Origin of the sequence: Bacteroides faecium, from assembly GCF_012113595.1 — a bacterium.
GTDB classification, from domain to species: Bacteria; Bacteroidota; Bacteroidia; order Bacteroidales; family Bacteroidaceae; genus Bacteroides; species Bacteroides faecium.
Genome location: NZ_CP050831.1, coordinates 2,194,995 through 2,211,618, shown reverse-complemented (window position 1 = coordinate 2,211,618; position 16,624 = coordinate 2,194,995). Strand labels below are relative to the sequence as shown.

The following is a 16,624-nucleotide window of genomic DNA, read 5'->3' as shown; positions in this document are numbered from 1 at the left end:
GAGAACAGAATAACGTAGTTTCTCATGATAAAATAGATATATTGAATTTAATTATACTTTCCTCAGCTTACATTATCAAGTCTGATTCTGACGCAAAAGTATGCCCGGCAAGTATAAATCATTTGCCCATTTCCGCTAAAATTTAGTCTGAATTGCCTTTTTACCGCTATTTGAGAAAGAGAGCAAAGAGTTTCGAAAAAAAGAATACCGGCATTGGTCACCCTATCCAATTACAGTGTTATTTCTTTCTATTATTTTGAATAAAGATTGTTGGAGTCATCCCGAATTCCGCCTTAAAAGCACGGGTGAAATATGAATTACTTTCAATGCCGACCTGTGCCATCACATCGCTGACTGACAGATTTTCATCAATCAACAGACGGGCGGCCTTATGCAAGCGGTAAGAACGAATAAACTCCACAATAGATTTATCCGTCATTGTCTTAATCTTACTGTACAGTTTACTCCGGCTCATGGATAACTGTGAAGCAATGTAATTCACATCCACATCCGACTGTTCCATACAAGAGTCAATGACAGCAGTCAATTGCTTCATAAATTCATTATCCTGCTTGTTGGAAACCAGCTCCGGGCTATCGGCAAAAAAGAATCTGGCGTAGTGTTCCTTCAAATGCTGCTGTCTCACAAATATGTTCTGTATGGACTGTAACAGCAACCGCATATCTATCGGTTTCTCAAAATAGGCATCCGCTCCCGACTCAGTCCCTTCCAGCCTGTTCTCCATTCCTCCTCTTGCCGTCAGCATGACAAATGGAATATGCGAAGTATCTACGTTACTTTTCACTTCCCGGCACAAAGTTATCCCATCCTTCAATGGCATCATCACATCACTGAGAATCAAATCAATCTCCATCTTCGATAAAAGTTCTGAGGCTTCTAAGCCATTGCCGGCCTCGGTAATATCATAGAATTCAGAAAGTACTTCCCGAATCACCGAACGTACACTTTCATTATCCTCAACCAAAAGAATTCTCTTTGACTGACGGAACCGGGGAATAACCGTATCTATTGTAATTCTCTGTGCCTGTTCTTCCGGTTCTGTCGTATCAGCAAGCATCTCACAAGTATTCATCACAACCGCCCTTTCAGTATCATATCCCTCAGAAGCAAAATCAGCTTTATCATATACATCCGCAGAACGATTCAAAGCTACCATAAAATCCGCTCCTTTATTCCGCTCGCTATAAATACTTATACTTCCTTTATGCAGCAGTACAATACTTTTCACCAATGCAAGCCCGATACCGGAACCGATATGCGTTTGGCTATCAGATGTATCTATCTTATAGAAACGGGTAAAAACATTCCCGATAGATTCCGGTGAGATACCAATACCCGAATCAGAGACGACAATACCGAACAAGCTATCCGACACATCCCCACCCTCTTGATAATGATACTTAAAGTCGGATTTAAACACTGTAACGTCATAGTAAGTCTGAATGGAAATTACCCCTCCTTTCGGAGTAAACTTAAATGCATTATTTAATAAATTCAGCACGATTTTCTCCATGCATTTCACATCGACAGCGAAAGGGGATTCAAGTCGCGGGTCAAACACTGTCTCAAAACTAATCTCTTTCGAAACTGCGTAGTCCTTAAAATCCTCAACCAAACCACGTATCAAAGCATTTACAGACATAAAAGACAAGTGCAACTTCATTTTCCCATTCTCAACCGTCCTGAAGTCCATGAGTTCATCAACTAGATTTAGCAGGCGCCTGGTATTGCCATTAAGCAAATTATAATGCCTTCCTCCTATTCCTTCTTCTTTTAACTTGTCAAGTGAAGACATCATCAGAAACAAAGGAGTACGGAACTCATGGGATATATTAGTAAAAAAGCGCAACTGAGCCTGATGCATATCTTCCCTACGCTCCATTTCCAGATTATCCATATAACGCTCCAAACGTTGTTTCTTACGGTTGTAATAATAGTAAACAATCCAAAAAAGAATACCGGAAATCCCCATCGTATAAATAAGATATGCCCACCAGCTCAACCAGGGAGCAGGCAAACATTTTATTTTTATAGAGACAGGCGAAGTTCCCCACACGCCATCATTGTTGGCCGCCAGCACTTCGAATGAATAATCTCCCGGCGGTACCTTGGTATAAGAAGCCATACGGCTGAAGGCATCCGCCTCAATCCAGTCGTTATCATACCCTTTCAACCTGTATTTAAACATATTCTTCTCAGGTATAAGATAATTATCCGATGAGAAACGGAAGCCGAAAGTAGTATTCTCATGAGTCAGAACAACTTCTTTTGTAAGATTAACCGGTCGGGATAACGGTGTATTTTCCGTAGAGGTTGTTGCTAATTGATTATTGATATAAAAATCCGTAATCCTTGCCGACGGAATGAAATCATTAACCTTTACTTTATCGGGATAAACTATCGTAAAACCATTTCCACCACCAAAATACAATTCTCCGTTCTGCCCTTTCATGCAAGCTTTCGGATTAAAAACAGCCCCTTGTATTCCATCCCGCTTATCAAAACGATAAAAGATTCCACCGGACTTATCATATTTGAACAGTCCGTTGTCTGTTCCCATCCATGGATTTCCGGAATCATCAATACAAATGCTATAAATAGCAGAAATATTATATTTAAGAATCTCATCATATACTTCTGTCCGGTTTTCCTCTTCATTGTACCTCATCAGTCCCGCCCCGATAGTACCCATCCACACATCTCCCTGTTCATCAACGCAAATCGTTTCAAGTTGGCTGTGTCCCAATCGTGGAGAGACGATTTGTTTTGTCTTTTTAGTATGGATATCCATTTTTAAAAGCTGGTCTTCTTTGGCAATCCACAAGTTACCATCCTTACTCTTGCATATATCAGATATACGGCTGGTGTATAGGGCATCTATGTCATAATTGTAGAAACGGTTCTGGGCGAAAGAATAAAAAGAAATATCAGCATTTGCCTGATTGGCAATCCATAACCCGGAATCTCCTTCCAGCACAAGTTTCCTGACATCATTACTAAGATGGGGATTGGCAAAGTTTCTAAACCGGCTTCTATTTACATCCAGTTTATCAACTCCTGCCATAAACATGCCAATCCACAAATTACCCTGCGAATCGAATACAAGTGACTTTACGTTGTCATAAGAAAGAGTATTCCCACCGTGCCCATGCTTTAAGTGCATGAACTTTCCCGTTTTCTTATCCATCCTGTTCAATCCTCCCCCTTCCGTACCAATCCATATAAAATCCTGTTCTTCGGCAAAAGCACTCACTACATTGTGATTCAGTTGCTGTTCTTCCGAGAAATAATTCTTAAAACGGGAGTTCTCATGAAAGTTCAAATAACATAAACCACCGGAATAAGTACCTATCCATAAATTCTGCTGGTTATCTTCGTAAATAGTCCAAATGGAAGAATTAGGCAAGCTGAACTCCCGCTTCTCGGATTTTGTATAATGCGAATACTCATCCGTTATTATGTTCATCACATATAAACCACGCTGAGTGCCTATCCATATATATCCTTCCCGGTCCAAATAAAGTGTTTTAGCCGGCACATATTGATTATCCTGTGTGCAGAACCAACGATATTCATTTTCTATTTTTCCGGTTTTAATCTCCACTTTATATAATCCGGAAGTTTGGGTCAGAATCCACATTCTGCCATCATTGGTTTTAATATCCACAATCCGGTAATCACCGGGAAGTTTCAAGAAACAGGCAAGCGCTTTCGTTTCCAGGTCATAACTATATATTTCCCCATTGACTGTACCGATATAAGCTATGTCTTCGTCTACAGAAATAACCTGTGTACGTAATTTAGGATGACTGTCAGGAACCACAGAGGTATATGTCCAATATTCCCTGTTAAGGATACCTACAAGGTTAGCACCATAAATCCACAGATTCTTTTTCCGGTCTTCCTTTATCTTATAGAGGTGCTGTGGAAAGATTAGTTTAAAAGTATCGGAATTCCAATCATAGAGGAACAGTCCATTATTAGAAGCAACAAAAACATTTCCGTCGGAATCCGTATTTACCGATTCAAAATATAACTTGCCTATATTCTGGGGAATCTCAAATTGTGAATAATAACGTTTATAATTATACCCGTCGAAACGATACACTTCATTAGCCATCACTACCCAGATATAGCCCAGTTTATCTTGTACGATAGAACTCACTCCATCATAGTAAAACCCATCTTCCGGAGAAATCGTTCTGAAATGAAAATCTCTTATACCATTATTTATTCCCCCGATACAGAATAATGGTATAGACAATAAAAGAAAAAATATCCTAGTTCTCATAAATATACAGTTTAAGGAAAAACCGTGTTTTTTATCGTATTAAACCAAAACAAATATAGTATTAATAGCAATTACAAACACGAAAACCGCATACTATAACAGTTGTTAAACCGCAGTTTCCGTGTCTTGACAATCTATTTACCTAATCTATTTACTACAACCTCTTTCTATATTTATTCATTTTGCACTTTTATATCACGAAGATAGGCGTCCTGTATCCTTTTTCTGTTTTCCTAATTGTTATTTGTTTTGCTCATATTGCCAAAATGCCTTTTTCAGAGTGTTAATACCCCGATTCTATCAGATTGAGCTAAAATGAAACCAAAACAAACAAAGAGTCTGCTTTCCTATATCGTAACTTTGCCAATGCAACATAACCGGAAAAGATATACTATAATAAAAAGAATATGAAAAGAAAAATTATCACTCTGTTGGCATTATCCACAACACTGGCATTATCCGCCCAGATAAAATTAGAAGCCGGTAATATCGATGACATAATTGCAGCAATGACTCTAAAAGAGAAAGTCTATTTCGTTTTGGGAGTGGGCGACGAAGGCGTATGGCGGCATTATAAGACCAAACCGGCTCTTATTCTCCGGGGACAAGCCTGTGCCACTTACGGTATTCCGAGACTAGGCATTCCTAATACTGTGTTGACGGACGGTCCCGCCGGATTACGTATAGATACCATTCAAACGGGTGTCAACCACCGTACCTACTGTACTGCCTTTCCAACAGCCACCGCACTTGCCTCGACCTGGAACAAAGAACTGGTATATCAGGTAGGAGATGCTATCGGAGAAGAAACCTTCCGATATGGAAGTGATATGTTACTTGGTCCCGCAATGAACATACAACGCAATCCGTTAACCGGCCGCAATTTCGAATATTATTCAGAAGACCCCTATATTTCCGGAATGATGGCCGCGTCAATGGTCAATGGCATTCAAAAATGGAATGTAGGCGCCTGTATCAAGCACTTTGCTGCAAACAATATAGAGACCAACCGCCGGACTATTAACGCAGTAATCAGCCAACGGGCATTACGGGAAATCTATTTGCGCGGCTTTCAAATCGCAATAGAGCAATCCAATCCCTGGATGATAATGACATCTTATAATAAAATCAACGGATACTATACAGCAGAAAATAAAGTCCTGCTACAAGATATTGTAAGAAAGGAATGGAAATATGACGGTCTGTTTGTCTCCGACTGGGTTAGCGGAGAGGATTTTGTAGCACAAATGCGAGCCGGAAACGAACTTCTTATGCCGGGAAATTATCAAGCGGAGCTGTTTATGAAAGCAATCAAAAACGGAACATTAGACGAAAAGACACTGGATAAGAATATTAAAAATATACTCAAATATATCATTAAGACTTCAACATTCAAAAACCTTCACCGGGATTATCAACCGGATTTAGACAAACATGCCGATGTGTCCCGCCAAGCTGCTGAAGAAGCAATGGTGCTTCTTCAAAATAAGGACAACACTCTTCCTTTGAGAAATACAAAGTCTTATGCACTTTTCGGGAAGTCCTCTTACAACTTTATAGCCGGTGGAACCGGAAGCGGGCGGGTTAATTACCGGCATGCCACATCTATCACCGAAGGACTGGAAAATATGCATGCCAAAGTTCTTCAGAATCTATCTTCTTTTTATCAATACTACATAGACTCAGTACGCAGCAATACTACACCGACACTAAAGATTCCAACTAAAAACCTCGTCGACTTTGCTCCCGAACCTGTCTTGCCACAATCCTATATCAACGATGCCGCGCAAAAAGCCGATATTGCAATCATCACTTTGGGAAGAAATGCCGGGGAACTTTGGGACAGGGAAGCAAAGGATTACTATTATTTATCCAATACCGAAACAACACTCCTTAAAAGAGTATGCGACACTTTTCACGCCCTAAACAAAAAGGTAGTTGTCGTACTCAACATCGGTGGTCCCATAGACGTAGCCAGTTGGCGTCATATGCCTGATGCCATACTCTTGGCATGGCAGACAGGACAAGAAGGCGGGCACGCACTTGCCAATATACTGAGCGGGAAAGTAAATCCTTCCGGAAAACTGGCTGTCTCATTTCCTGTCAAATACTCTGACGTTCCTTCCGCCAACTCATTTCCCGGTGTCCCGGCAGAGAATCCGGTCAATGCTTTTTATGAGGAAGGTATTTATGTAGGCTACAGGTACTATCAGACATTCAACGTAAAAACGGCTTATGAATTCGGCTATGGACTCTCATATACAGATTTCAGTTACTCACCACTGAAAATAAGCAATGGAAAGTTTAAAGATAAACTGACTGTTTCAGTTACAGTTACAAATACAGGAAAAATAAGCGGAAAAGAAGTCGTACAGTTGTACCTTAAAGCTCCTGTCACCACTGTAGAGAAACCATTTCAAGAACTAAAAAGATATGCTAAAACCCAATTATTAAAATCTGGTGAAAGCGAAACGATAGAATTTACGGTCAATCCTATGGACCTCGCCTCTTTCTGGACAGGGAAAAGTCAATGGATTGCCGAAAAAGGTATGTATGAAATCAGAATAGGAGCCTCATCCGAAGACATCCGTTCAAAGGCTATTTTTGAATTAGATAATACAATCGTAGTTTCTGAAGTAAACGACGTATTATATCCTAATATAAAACTGCATGAACTCTCAACCCATGGCATTATCAAAGGTCCTAAAACGAATGATATTATATTAGGAGACAGTGATTATGAATAATATATAAAAATAAAAAGCCATCCCCAGTTCATCTATTCCAGGAATGGCTTTTTTTATTGTTCTTATCCTAATATTGTTCTTATCCGTTCTTATTCCACAGTCAGTATCGGGTCTGCTTTCCAAGTAGAAACCACACTTCCCGCCTCAGCTTCAAAGCTCTTTTCAGCCAAAGAAACAAAAGACTTCGTATTACCATTTCCATTATTAAACAACCAGTTGGCAATCATACCTTCCGCTTCCTCATTCAGAATCTTGCCGCTTTGGTCCGCTATCTGCTGTTCCGTCAATGCTTTCGTCCAGATACGGGCATAACTGATAGCACCATTCAAACGACGTTTGCTGTCGGACTGACCGATGTAGAAGTTGGAAGTCAGGTTAATATTCTTCAAATCGTCCGGCGTTCCGCTTGAATACTGGAGCGTTTCCTTCACACCATTCACATACAAGGCAATCCGGTCACTGCCACTCTTACTATCATCCAGAACCACGGCGACATCATACCACTTGTTCGTTTCTATTTTAGTAGAGCCTTCATAGCGGATTTTACCCTTATCGTCTGCTGCCAACTGAAGATAACGCGATTCCGTATCACTGTCGTCCTTATGGACATCCACACGCAACAAGAAGTTCTTCTCGATTCCCATCACCGTATTAATCCGTGCATCACCGCTTCCGTTCAACGACTCCATATTGAAACGAGCCTCAAATGTGATTGTACTCACACTCTTCAACGATTCGTCCGCTACCCCATTATACATAAACGGTACATGGAAATAATTGCTGCTACCCAAGTTCGCCACTTTATCCGCCAGTACAACAGTCACTGTCAAAGACAATTCCTGGCCTGCCTGGTCGCGGACATATACCGTAGTAACGCCGGCTTTCTTACCAATCAGGTTGAACCGGGTATCATCCACCTGCTGAATACCGACTATTTCATCATTTTCCGCAGTAAGGGCATAGCCACCGTTTCCTTTTTCCACAGTAATCATCACCTTATTGTTTACTCCGACTCTCGGCGTCAAATTGGAGACATCAATAGAAATCGGATTCACAGTCACCGAGACAACCGCCTGTTTCCCTTTATGGTCTGTAAAAGTAATGGTAGAATGTCCGCTTTTCAATCCGGTCAGCTTATAGAAAGGACGGAACTGGTCGGTATTGACCATGCCGACCACTGTTTCGTCTTCCACAGAAAAAGAAAGTTCATCATTGCTGGAAAAGTTTCCCATGCTGACAATCAAGTCTTTCTCATCCCCTACTTCCAATGTAACCTGCGGCTCATTTACTTCCAGTTCAAAAACTCCCACATTCACAGAAATATCGGCCACCACTCCTTCACCGTCCATTACTTCCACGGTAGTGGCTCCATTCAGAGAGCCACTCTTTATAGTAATCTGTTCACCGGAGACGGAAGCCGTTGCAATGGCAGTATTAAAACTTTTCACCGAATAGTTTCCGTTTCCTACCACAACATTCACTTTCACCTCTTCGTTCTGCCCGATACGTACCACCGGCTTGTTCACTATCACTTCAATCAGGTCTTTTGCGCCCTCATTATCATCATCGTCGCCACAACTGATTAGAGTGAATGACAATACCGACAAGAGCAACAGCCCCATATATGTATAGATTCGTTTCATCTGATTTTTCTTTTTAAAGTTATACATTCCAGTCCGCTTACCAGCCCGGGTTCTGTTCAAGAGACGGTGTGTTCTGCATCTCACTCTGTCGAATCGGGAACAGATAATGCTGGATAGAGAACGTGCGCTCTTCCACACAGAAACGTTCCATCCGGTATTTCACACCGTCGACAGTAATTGCCCCGTTCTCGTCCTGTACCGGACGCATCCCGTTAATCATTCGCTGGCAACGGGGCAATGCTCCATTATTGGCTGCCCAATATTTCTGCGTACGCTTTGAATTATCACTTCCGCTGGACTTCCAAAGACTCTCTTTTGCCAGTTCTTCCTTGCTCGTAGGTTCAAGATACAAACGGCAAGTCCAGGGACGTTTTCCCTCATAGAAAAGTTCGACGCGGCGTTCACGCTGGATATATTCGCGCATCAACTGCTGGTTGGTCTTCACTTCCGGCGGCATCGGTTTCATAAACGAACGTTCGCGAACCGTATTCACCAGTTTATAAGCCTCATCTATCTCCTCTCCCAACTCATTGCAAGCCTCTGCATAAATGTAGATAAACTCAGGAAGACGCCAGATGGCAGGAGCATTGATACTGAAATTACCGGATTTATTCCATGACTCCTGCTGGAACTTACGCAGATAATATCCGGTAGTAGTCGCGTTGGTCGCTCCAATCTTATCAGAACCGCTGGCTGTATTCACCGTCTTCGATTCATTCTTGTTATTACGATAAGGAGCGCCATGATAAAGGATATCGCGATAGAAACGCGGGTCGCGGGTTCCCTTCACATACGGATTGGCATCATCATAACCACCTTTACGGGCTTCCGCCGAATAAACCGGATAACCGTAATCGCCTACAATAAACTCATATTCGTCCACCTGTTCCTGCACGGGTTGCTGGCGGGAGCTGCCTTCACGGCTCGGCGGATAAATATCCCCCTGCCATGCCTGGTCTTTACTCTTCGTCATAAAGAACACATACTCATTGGCAAACGCATCCATATCATAGAACATATCCCACAGGCGGGCATATACACGACTGTCATTCAGATTACCGTCGGCGGGGTCTTTAAAATCATTCGCATCATGCTTTTCATAAAGGTAATAACGCTTCGTGCCCCCTACCTCAAAATCCAGTACGGCTTTAGCCGCTTCTTTCGCTCTCCGCCAACGATTCGCATCATACACATATTCATTCTCAAACACACGGCGTTGATTATAACCATATTGAGAAGCACCATTCCACAACGGGGTAGCTGCCATCCAACGGACAAAGGCAACCAATCCTAAACAAGCACCTTTATCCACCCGGCCGAAATTCTCCGAAGTCTTCACATACTTGTTAGGCACCATCTCATACGCAGTCCGGGCGTCCGCCACTATTTTCTCCACCATCGAATGTACAGACTCTTTTTTGAAGTCCATATTATCACCGGCATTTATGACACGGTCGATATAAGGAGCCTCTCCATACATACGTACCAACAACATATGGAAATAGCCGCGCATAAAATACATTTCACCGATACGATTGCGAAGGTCACCGTCCTGCTGAGGATTGTCGGGCGTATTATATTTCGCCACATTTTCTATAATCAGGTTGGCCTTGCGAATGCCTTCATAAATGCTTTCCCAATATTGACCGCAGCTTCCCGGCAAGGAGTTGGGGTTCCATGCGCCGTTGTTGAAGTTGTTCGTGATATTCCCTTCCACGTTCGTACCTTCGCATTCGTCGGTAATGGCACTGTTACTAAAGTGCTCAAAGAATACCAAAGGGCGGTCCGCCTTTTTTGCTTTTGCATACACATCCGACACCAGGCCGTTCACCTTTTCGTAACGGGCGAACACGTCCGCTTCCGTAATGTTGTCATCATCGTCACGGTCCAGATAATCACTGCACGAAGTAAATAACAACGGCAGAACCGATAAGGCGATGGCTGAAAATCTATATAATTTATTCATGGTTCTATACTGTTTTTAGAATGTAATGTCAATACCGAAGTTGAATACCTTTTGAATCGGATACCAGGAAGCGCCGTCTCCGGATTTCGTTTCCGGGTCAATATCCACATCTCCCAATTTATCGAAAGTCAGAAGATTCAGACCTTGTACGTAGATACGCGCCTGTTGTACCTGAAATTTGCGTAACCATTTCGGAGATACATTATAACCGATTTCCACATTCTTCAGACGAAGATAAGAAGCATCGTACAAGAACAAGCTGCTGTTACCGTTTTTGTTGTTATCGTGCGTCCCGTAGTGCAAAGCCGGATATTTTGCGGTAGCGGCCGTTTCCGGTGTCCAGCGTTCCAAATGCATCTTCTTGACACGCCCTATCTTATCCTGCTCGAACTGCGGGAAGTCGAACACAGCAGCCCCATTCAATAAAATAGAAGTCTTGGTAGCTCCTTGAAGCAAGACACTGAAATCGAAATTCTTATATTGGAAACCAAAAGGAATACCGAACATCAGTTCCGGACTACGCGGATTTCCCATCGTCGTGCGGTCTTCATCGTCAATAACGCCATTACGGTCCAAATCTTTATAGACGGCATCTCCTGGAATTAACTGTCCCCAGGGCTGATAACCGATTTTGTTCAGGCGGTCGGCTTCTTCCTGGTCGGCCACAAAATGGTCGAACACATAGACAAAGTTTTCATAAAGGCGTTTGCCCGTTTCCTTACGCCATGAGTTCTTGCGTGCCACTTCGGCTTTATACTCCAGGCGATTGCGGGAGAAAGTCAGGTTCGGACGAATATAGTATCTGAAATTCTTGCCAATTTTGTCATTCCAGCTTAATTCGATATCGACACCCCGGTTGCTCACTTCACCCAGATTCTGCAAAGCCGCATCTTTACCTACCACGTCCGGATAACTCATAATACCGCCATCATTCATATTCGTGATAATATCAAAACGATATTCATAGAAAGCATCGACAGTCAGGGCCAGGCGCTGGTTGAATGTCGTAAAATCAAGACCGACATTCAATTTACGGGCTTTCTCCCAAGTCAGTTTCTCGTTAGCCAGATTACCTTCGGACGTACCGCCTACGTTTGTGCCGAAGTTATTACCAAAATCGTAACCGCTGCCACCACCATAGAACGCCAGATAAGGGAAACGGCTACTGACATTATCACTACCAACCAGACCGTAGGAAGCTCTCACTTTCAGGAAATCAATCCACGACGCTTTCTTCATAAAAGACTCTTCCGAAATGACCCAACCGATAGACCCTGCGGGGAAGAATCCGTAACGTTTGCCCGGAGCAAAGTTCTCGGAACCATTATATCCGAAGTTAAACTCCATCAGATATTTCTGAGACAGGTAGTAGGCAAGACGTCCCGTAACGCCCTGGCTATGATAAGCCAGTTCATTATTGACAGTACGGTTTCCACGATTTGCCAACAACATGGCAGTTACCTCATGGCGCTTATTAAACGTACGGTTATAGTCCAGACGGGCCTGTATATAAGTACGGCTGTCGGAAGCATGGTGCTCGAGTCCATTGCCGATAGTCTGGTCTATATCATATTTATTACCGGTCTTATAAGCACCGGTATAGCGTCCGCCTGCCATATAAGCATCCGCTCCTTCAATCGGCATGAAAGTGGCATACATCGGATATTCACGATAACCATCCTTATACGTATTCAGTTTACGGTTGATACGGCGACCTTCGGAAGCGTCATACGAAAACATGACTTCCGCTTTCAATCCTTCGGTGAGGAATCCCATGTCCAGATTCATGGCATAGCTACCATTCAAATACGTATATTTATCATTCAGATATCCGGTGCGGCTCAATTCGCCGAGGATATTATAACGATAGATATTGTCCCCATAAAGCATTCCGTTAGGGTTCTGCTGGATATACTCTTCATTCTGCGGATGCGAGTTCTCTTCTACCAGGATAGGGAGATAAGGGGGTTGCGTCGCACAAATAGTCATCAAGCGGGAAGCGGTAGTACCGGCTGCATTACGGTCGGTGATACGGGCTCCCAAATCCAGGCGTGTGCTCAGATAACGGTTAATGCTGATATCAATATTTGAACGGAAGTTATAACGGGTAAAACGGGTTTGTGAATCATATTCACCGACATCCGAATATTTATAGTTACCGCCTTGCGAGAAGTAATTGGCCAATACATAGTAGCGCACTTTGTCCGTACCGCCACGGATAGAGAGACTGACATCTTCCTGCAATCCCGGTTTAAAGGCAAAATCATAATAATCCCAGTCGTATCCCAGTCCGTCGGAGTTGTCACCTTTCGCACGGCGGAAGTTATCAATAGCCTGCTGGGAGAAGAGGTTCAGCGTACTGACATCCGCTCCCGTCATTTTAGCATCATTCAGTCTTGCTTCATTATATAAGGTGGCATAATCGGCGGAACCCAGATATTCGGGGAAACCAATCGGCTGGTTGATACCGATAGACGCTTTCAGGTTCACCGTTGCTTTTTCGGCAGCTTTACCACGCTTGGTAGTGATGACGATAACGCCATTCGCTCCGCGGATACCATAGGCGGCAGTGGCGGAAGCATCTTTCAGGATGGTAAACGTCTCGATTTCATCCGGTGCAAGATAACTCATATCCCGTTCGATACCGTCCACAATCACGATAGCGCTCTGATTGCCATACGTAGACTTACCGCGGATAAACAGTTCACTCTGGTCAACGCCCGGCTCACCGCCCGCATACTGGTTGACAATCAAACCCGGCAGACGTCCGGCAAGCGCATTATTGATATTGGCAGTAGGGCTTTGTGTCAAGTCCTTGGTGGTAATCGTAGCTACCGAACCAATCATCGTTTCCTTGCGCTGCTTGGTATAACCTACGACAACGACTTCCTGCAAGGCTTTCGTATCTTCCTGCAACAGGATAGAAAGGTCTTTCCTTGCGCCCGGAATAACTTCCTGCGGCTGATACCCCAGATAAGAGAATACCAGCGGAGCTTCCGCATAAGGCAGTTTAAGCGTAAACTTACCATCTATATCCGTAATCGTACCCGTATTGGCAACTCCTTTCACCACAACAGACACACCTATCAACGGGTCGCCGGTGGTCTTGTCCATTACCGTACCCGTCACCGTTATTTTATTGCTTTGCGAAGCTTGTGTCTTCGCCGTTCTGCCCGCCTGCGCCATACTTTTCTGGACAGGAATACCTGCCAGCAGGGCACAAGAAACAGCCATCAGACAAATATTTCTTTTTATATGTATCATTTTTCTTTTCGATTTTCTATGTACAACGAATCTATCTTACTCTTCCGTGCTCTTGCCAAAGTCAGGTCCAATCCAGTTGGGTTCTTCCGTAGCTTTGCCCTGCACCCAGTCTTCATAGCGGGCACGTATCTCAATCAGAGTCGCACCGGGAACTTCCGCATTCAACGAAATCGTCAGGCGGTCTTCCCTGTTGTCACGGTTGCCGAATTCAGGAGCTTTACTCCAGCTATATTCCCATACATAGTAACCGTCCGGGTGAGCCAGCGTCCAAAGTACATCGGAACAGCTACGCAATGCGGCAATAAACTTATTCTTCGTCTTTTCCGGGTAAACACTACTTACCGGCTGCTTCAACATATCCAGAAAGTAGCGCACAAAGATGCCACGGAACAGAAGGTTATCACCGGAATTACCTTCGCCACTGAATACCGGATAATTGGAATCCATTTTCTTATTTACCTGATAGGCAGCGAAAGCAACGGCATTGCGAAGATATTCCTCTTCACCGGTAGCGTTATACAATTCCAGGGCAGATGCCATAAATGTCCCCTGATTATAGGAAAGCGCCACTTTATCGGGGTCGCCCGGAGTACCGTCATCCCTGATGCCCAGGTTATCATACACCTGTCCGGTGGAAGTATCACACAGGTAAGCAGTCATCCAGTTGTACACTTCCTTGGCGAAGTTCAGATAGTAGGCAGCCTTGTCTTCCCAGCCTTCCTTGGCTTCAACCACTGTCAACTTATACAGTTTCATCGCCAGCAGGCATCCGGGACCATTTGAACAAGCCATGCGGGAAGCCGGTGAATCCGTTTTCCATGCCATACCGCCTGCTCCTTTATAATCATTCTTCGCACCCTTGATATGGTCCCACATTTTCATCAAGGCACTGTAATAATCCTCATCGCCCGTCAGTTCGTACACCCGCAGGCAGGCCAGTGCCATCCATTCCATATCATCGTAGAAGTTATTCCAGAAGTCCTTGCCGCCATAACCGCAATGCTCGTTCCAGTCGTCGAAAGCGGGAAGGAACGGTTTCATTATGTTCTCGTACAAGTCAGCCTGATATTGAGGGTCATTCGCGCTACGTACATAAGCGTCAATCACAATATCCAAAGCATGCCCCTGCGACCATCCGCCGCTGCCACCCGTACTGACAGGTTCTCCCGTCTGTGGAGTATTCGGCTTTTCCCAATAGATGCTTCCACAGAAAGTATCGCGTCCGCCCGCATTTTCAAAGAAATACTTGATGTATGTTCCCGTACTTAAATTGGCTGCATCCGTCCAGTTTACGTCCGACACGTATTCGCCGGATGAGTCGCCCTTATAAATGTCTCCCAGGTCACCGTTGTCACAAGCGGCAAACATAACAAACGCGCCGCCCAGCAACAAGGTCTTTTTTGATAATGATAGTATATCGTTTTTCATCTGATTCTATTTTTTAATCTTCATTGGTTTCCGAAGCCACCCAACGGTGGGTATATGCTCCAAACTCCGCGTTGAAATAAAGGGTAACGTCAGTTTTCACCGTAGCATAATAGATATTGTTCTGCACAGCTCCCCACTGAAGAAGTTCGTCGCAGAAACGGAAACTGTAATCCCAAGGGTCTGTTCCCAATGCCAGTTGATATAAGTTATAATAGCCGGCATCCGTTGTCAGGGTAGGCTGTCCCTTATCCTTGTCCTTATGTCCCCAGCGATAAGTAGTTCCGTTAATCTCCATCTTGAAACTGTGACGGGTTTCTCCGCTTCCTGCCCAACTTTCGACTTTCTTCTGTGCCGTGTAATCCTTCACGCCCCATTTACCATAACCCAGGTAATTGAAGACTTTCGTATATCCGCCGGAATGGTTGTAAAGAGAAACCGTTCCGATTTCATCATACGAGATAGTCTGTTCACCCATATTGATAGTAATACGATAAATACCGGACTTCGGAACAGTCACCGTATATTCTTCACCGTCATTGCGTTCACGCAACACGCCATTGTTGTCTACATAGTAATAGCATTTGCGTCCCTCTACCGTCGACATAAAGATAAACGGCTGGTCGGCTTTCAACTGTACGAAAGTCTGGTAGATTCCCTCGTTCTGCCGGAGCATCTGCAACGCTTCCGCTTCGTCACCGTCATCTTCCGTACCGATACCTGTGATATAAACCGGTTCGTTCTCCGATGGCATATCGTCGATGCCGTCCATCATAAATATCACGAAGTAACCTTCCAGACTACTGATTGCCTGGTCAAGCCCGCAATAAGCACGTACTTTCCAACGCAGCGTTCCGTTCGTGTTGCAACGGAACTTGGCAAGTTTGCCAATCGTATTCGCCTGATAATGCGTCAATGTCAGTTGAGGCTCCAGTCCGTTATTGTCGGAGAATACGGTTTCTACCGGTTCGGTAAAGTCTCCGCCAATCGTATCAATCAGCACTTCGTAACGATATACTGTATTACCGTGTTTCTCGGTAGGCGTCCATTTCAGAATGATGTCCGTCAGCGAAGCCCCCGAAAGCACTACACGTTCACCACTAGCCATTGCATCCATGGTACGGACAGGTTCAGGCGGAACAATCGCTTCATAATCGTCCGGATTAAATCCCGGATTTAAGGTATTGTCACAAGCTGCCAGTCCAATAAGGAAAAACAGCAAGGCAAATTTGATTAGTTTCTTTGTTATCATATTGTTTCTCATATT

General features: G+C 43.9%; 7 protein-coding genes. 1 reads left to right on the top strand and 6 read right to left on the bottom strand.

All coding sequences use genetic code 11. The features are described from left to right. Positions 1-238 precede the first annotated feature (238 nt). Positions 239-4,312 carry a hybrid sensor histidine kinase/response regulator transcription factor gene (locus BacF7301_RS07675; protein ID WP_167961718.1) on the bottom strand — a complete coding sequence of 1,358 codons (4,074 nt, stop codon included), beginning with the start codon at positions 4,310-4,312 and terminating at the stop codon, positions 239-241. Positions 4,313-4,719: 407 nt separating this feature from the next. On the opposite strand from BacF7301_RS07675, the gene BacF7301_RS07670 reads away from it, so the two are divergent. After that, entirely contained in the window at positions 4,720-7,059 is a 2,340-nt protein-coding gene (locus BacF7301_RS07670) for a beta-glucosidase (protein WP_167961716.1), read from the top strand. A gap of 89 nt (positions 7,060-7,148) precedes the next feature. Here the strand turns inward: BacF7301_RS07670 and BacF7301_RS07665 are convergent, their stop codons facing one another. From BacF7301_RS07665 to BacF7301_RS07645, 5 genes are read right to left on the bottom strand one after another with little or no spacing between them, the layout of a single operon-like run. Then, positions 7,149-8,702, bottom strand: a complete 1,554-nt coding sequence (locus tag BacF7301_RS07665; protein WP_167961714.1) for a LamG domain-containing protein — start codon at positions 8,700-8,702, stop codon at positions 7,149-7,151. A 37-nt stretch (positions 8,703-8,739) separates the two neighbouring features. Beyond that, positions 8,740-10,668 (bottom strand): RagB/SusD family nutrient uptake outer membrane protein, encoded by a 1,929-nt coding sequence (locus tag BacF7301_RS07660; RefSeq protein WP_167961712.1) that lies wholly within the window; start codon positions 10,666-10,668, stop codon positions 8,740-8,742. Positions 10,669-10,683: 15 nt separating this feature from the next. Next, on the bottom strand, positions 10,684-13,932 hold the full coding sequence (locus tag BacF7301_RS07655) for a SusC/RagA family TonB-linked outer membrane protein (protein WP_167961710.1): 3,249 nt from the start codon (positions 13,930-13,932) through the stop codon (positions 10,684-10,686). A gap of 36 nt (positions 13,933-13,968) precedes the next feature. Further along, the gene (locus tag BacF7301_RS07650) at positions 13,969-15,360 is read right to left on the bottom strand and encodes a glycoside hydrolase family 76 protein (protein WP_167961708.1); all 1,392 of its coding nucleotides are present in this window, start codon (positions 15,358-15,360) and stop codon (positions 13,969-13,971) included. A gap of 13 nt (positions 15,361-15,373) precedes the next feature. Continuing rightward, positions 15,374-16,621, bottom strand: a complete 1,248-nt coding sequence (locus tag BacF7301_RS07645) for a SusE domain-containing protein (protein WP_167961706.1) — start codon at positions 16,619-16,621, stop codon at positions 15,374-15,376. Between the last annotated feature and the right edge of the window lie 3 nt (positions 16,622-16,624).

Excerpts from the sequence above, each read along its gene's own strand:
- BacF7301_RS07675 (WP_167961718.1), bottom strand. The coding sequence starts at position 4,312 with ATGAGAACTAGGATATTTTTTCTTTTATTGTCTATACCATTATTCTGT.
- BacF7301_RS07670 (WP_167961716.1), top strand. The coding sequence starts at position 4,720 with ATGAAAAGAAAAATTATCACTCTGTTGGCATTATCCACAACACTGGCA.
- BacF7301_RS07665 (WP_167961714.1), bottom strand. The coding sequence starts at position 8,702 with ATGAAACGAATCTATACATATATGGGGCTGTTGCTCTTGTCGGTATTG.
- BacF7301_RS07660 (WP_167961712.1), bottom strand. The coding sequence starts at position 10,668 with ATGAATAAATTATATAGATTTTCAGCCATCGCCTTATCGGTTCTGCCG.
- BacF7301_RS07655 (WP_167961710.1), bottom strand. The coding sequence starts at position 13,932 with ATGATACATATAAAAAGAAATATTTGTCTGATGGCTGTTTCTTGTGCC.
- BacF7301_RS07650 (WP_167961708.1), bottom strand. The coding sequence starts at position 15,360 with ATGAAAAACGATATACTATCATTATCAAAAAAGACCTTGTTGCTGGGC.
- BacF7301_RS07645 (WP_167961706.1), bottom strand. The coding sequence starts at position 16,621 with ATGAGAAACAATATGATAACAAAGAAACTAATCAAATTTGCCTTGCTG.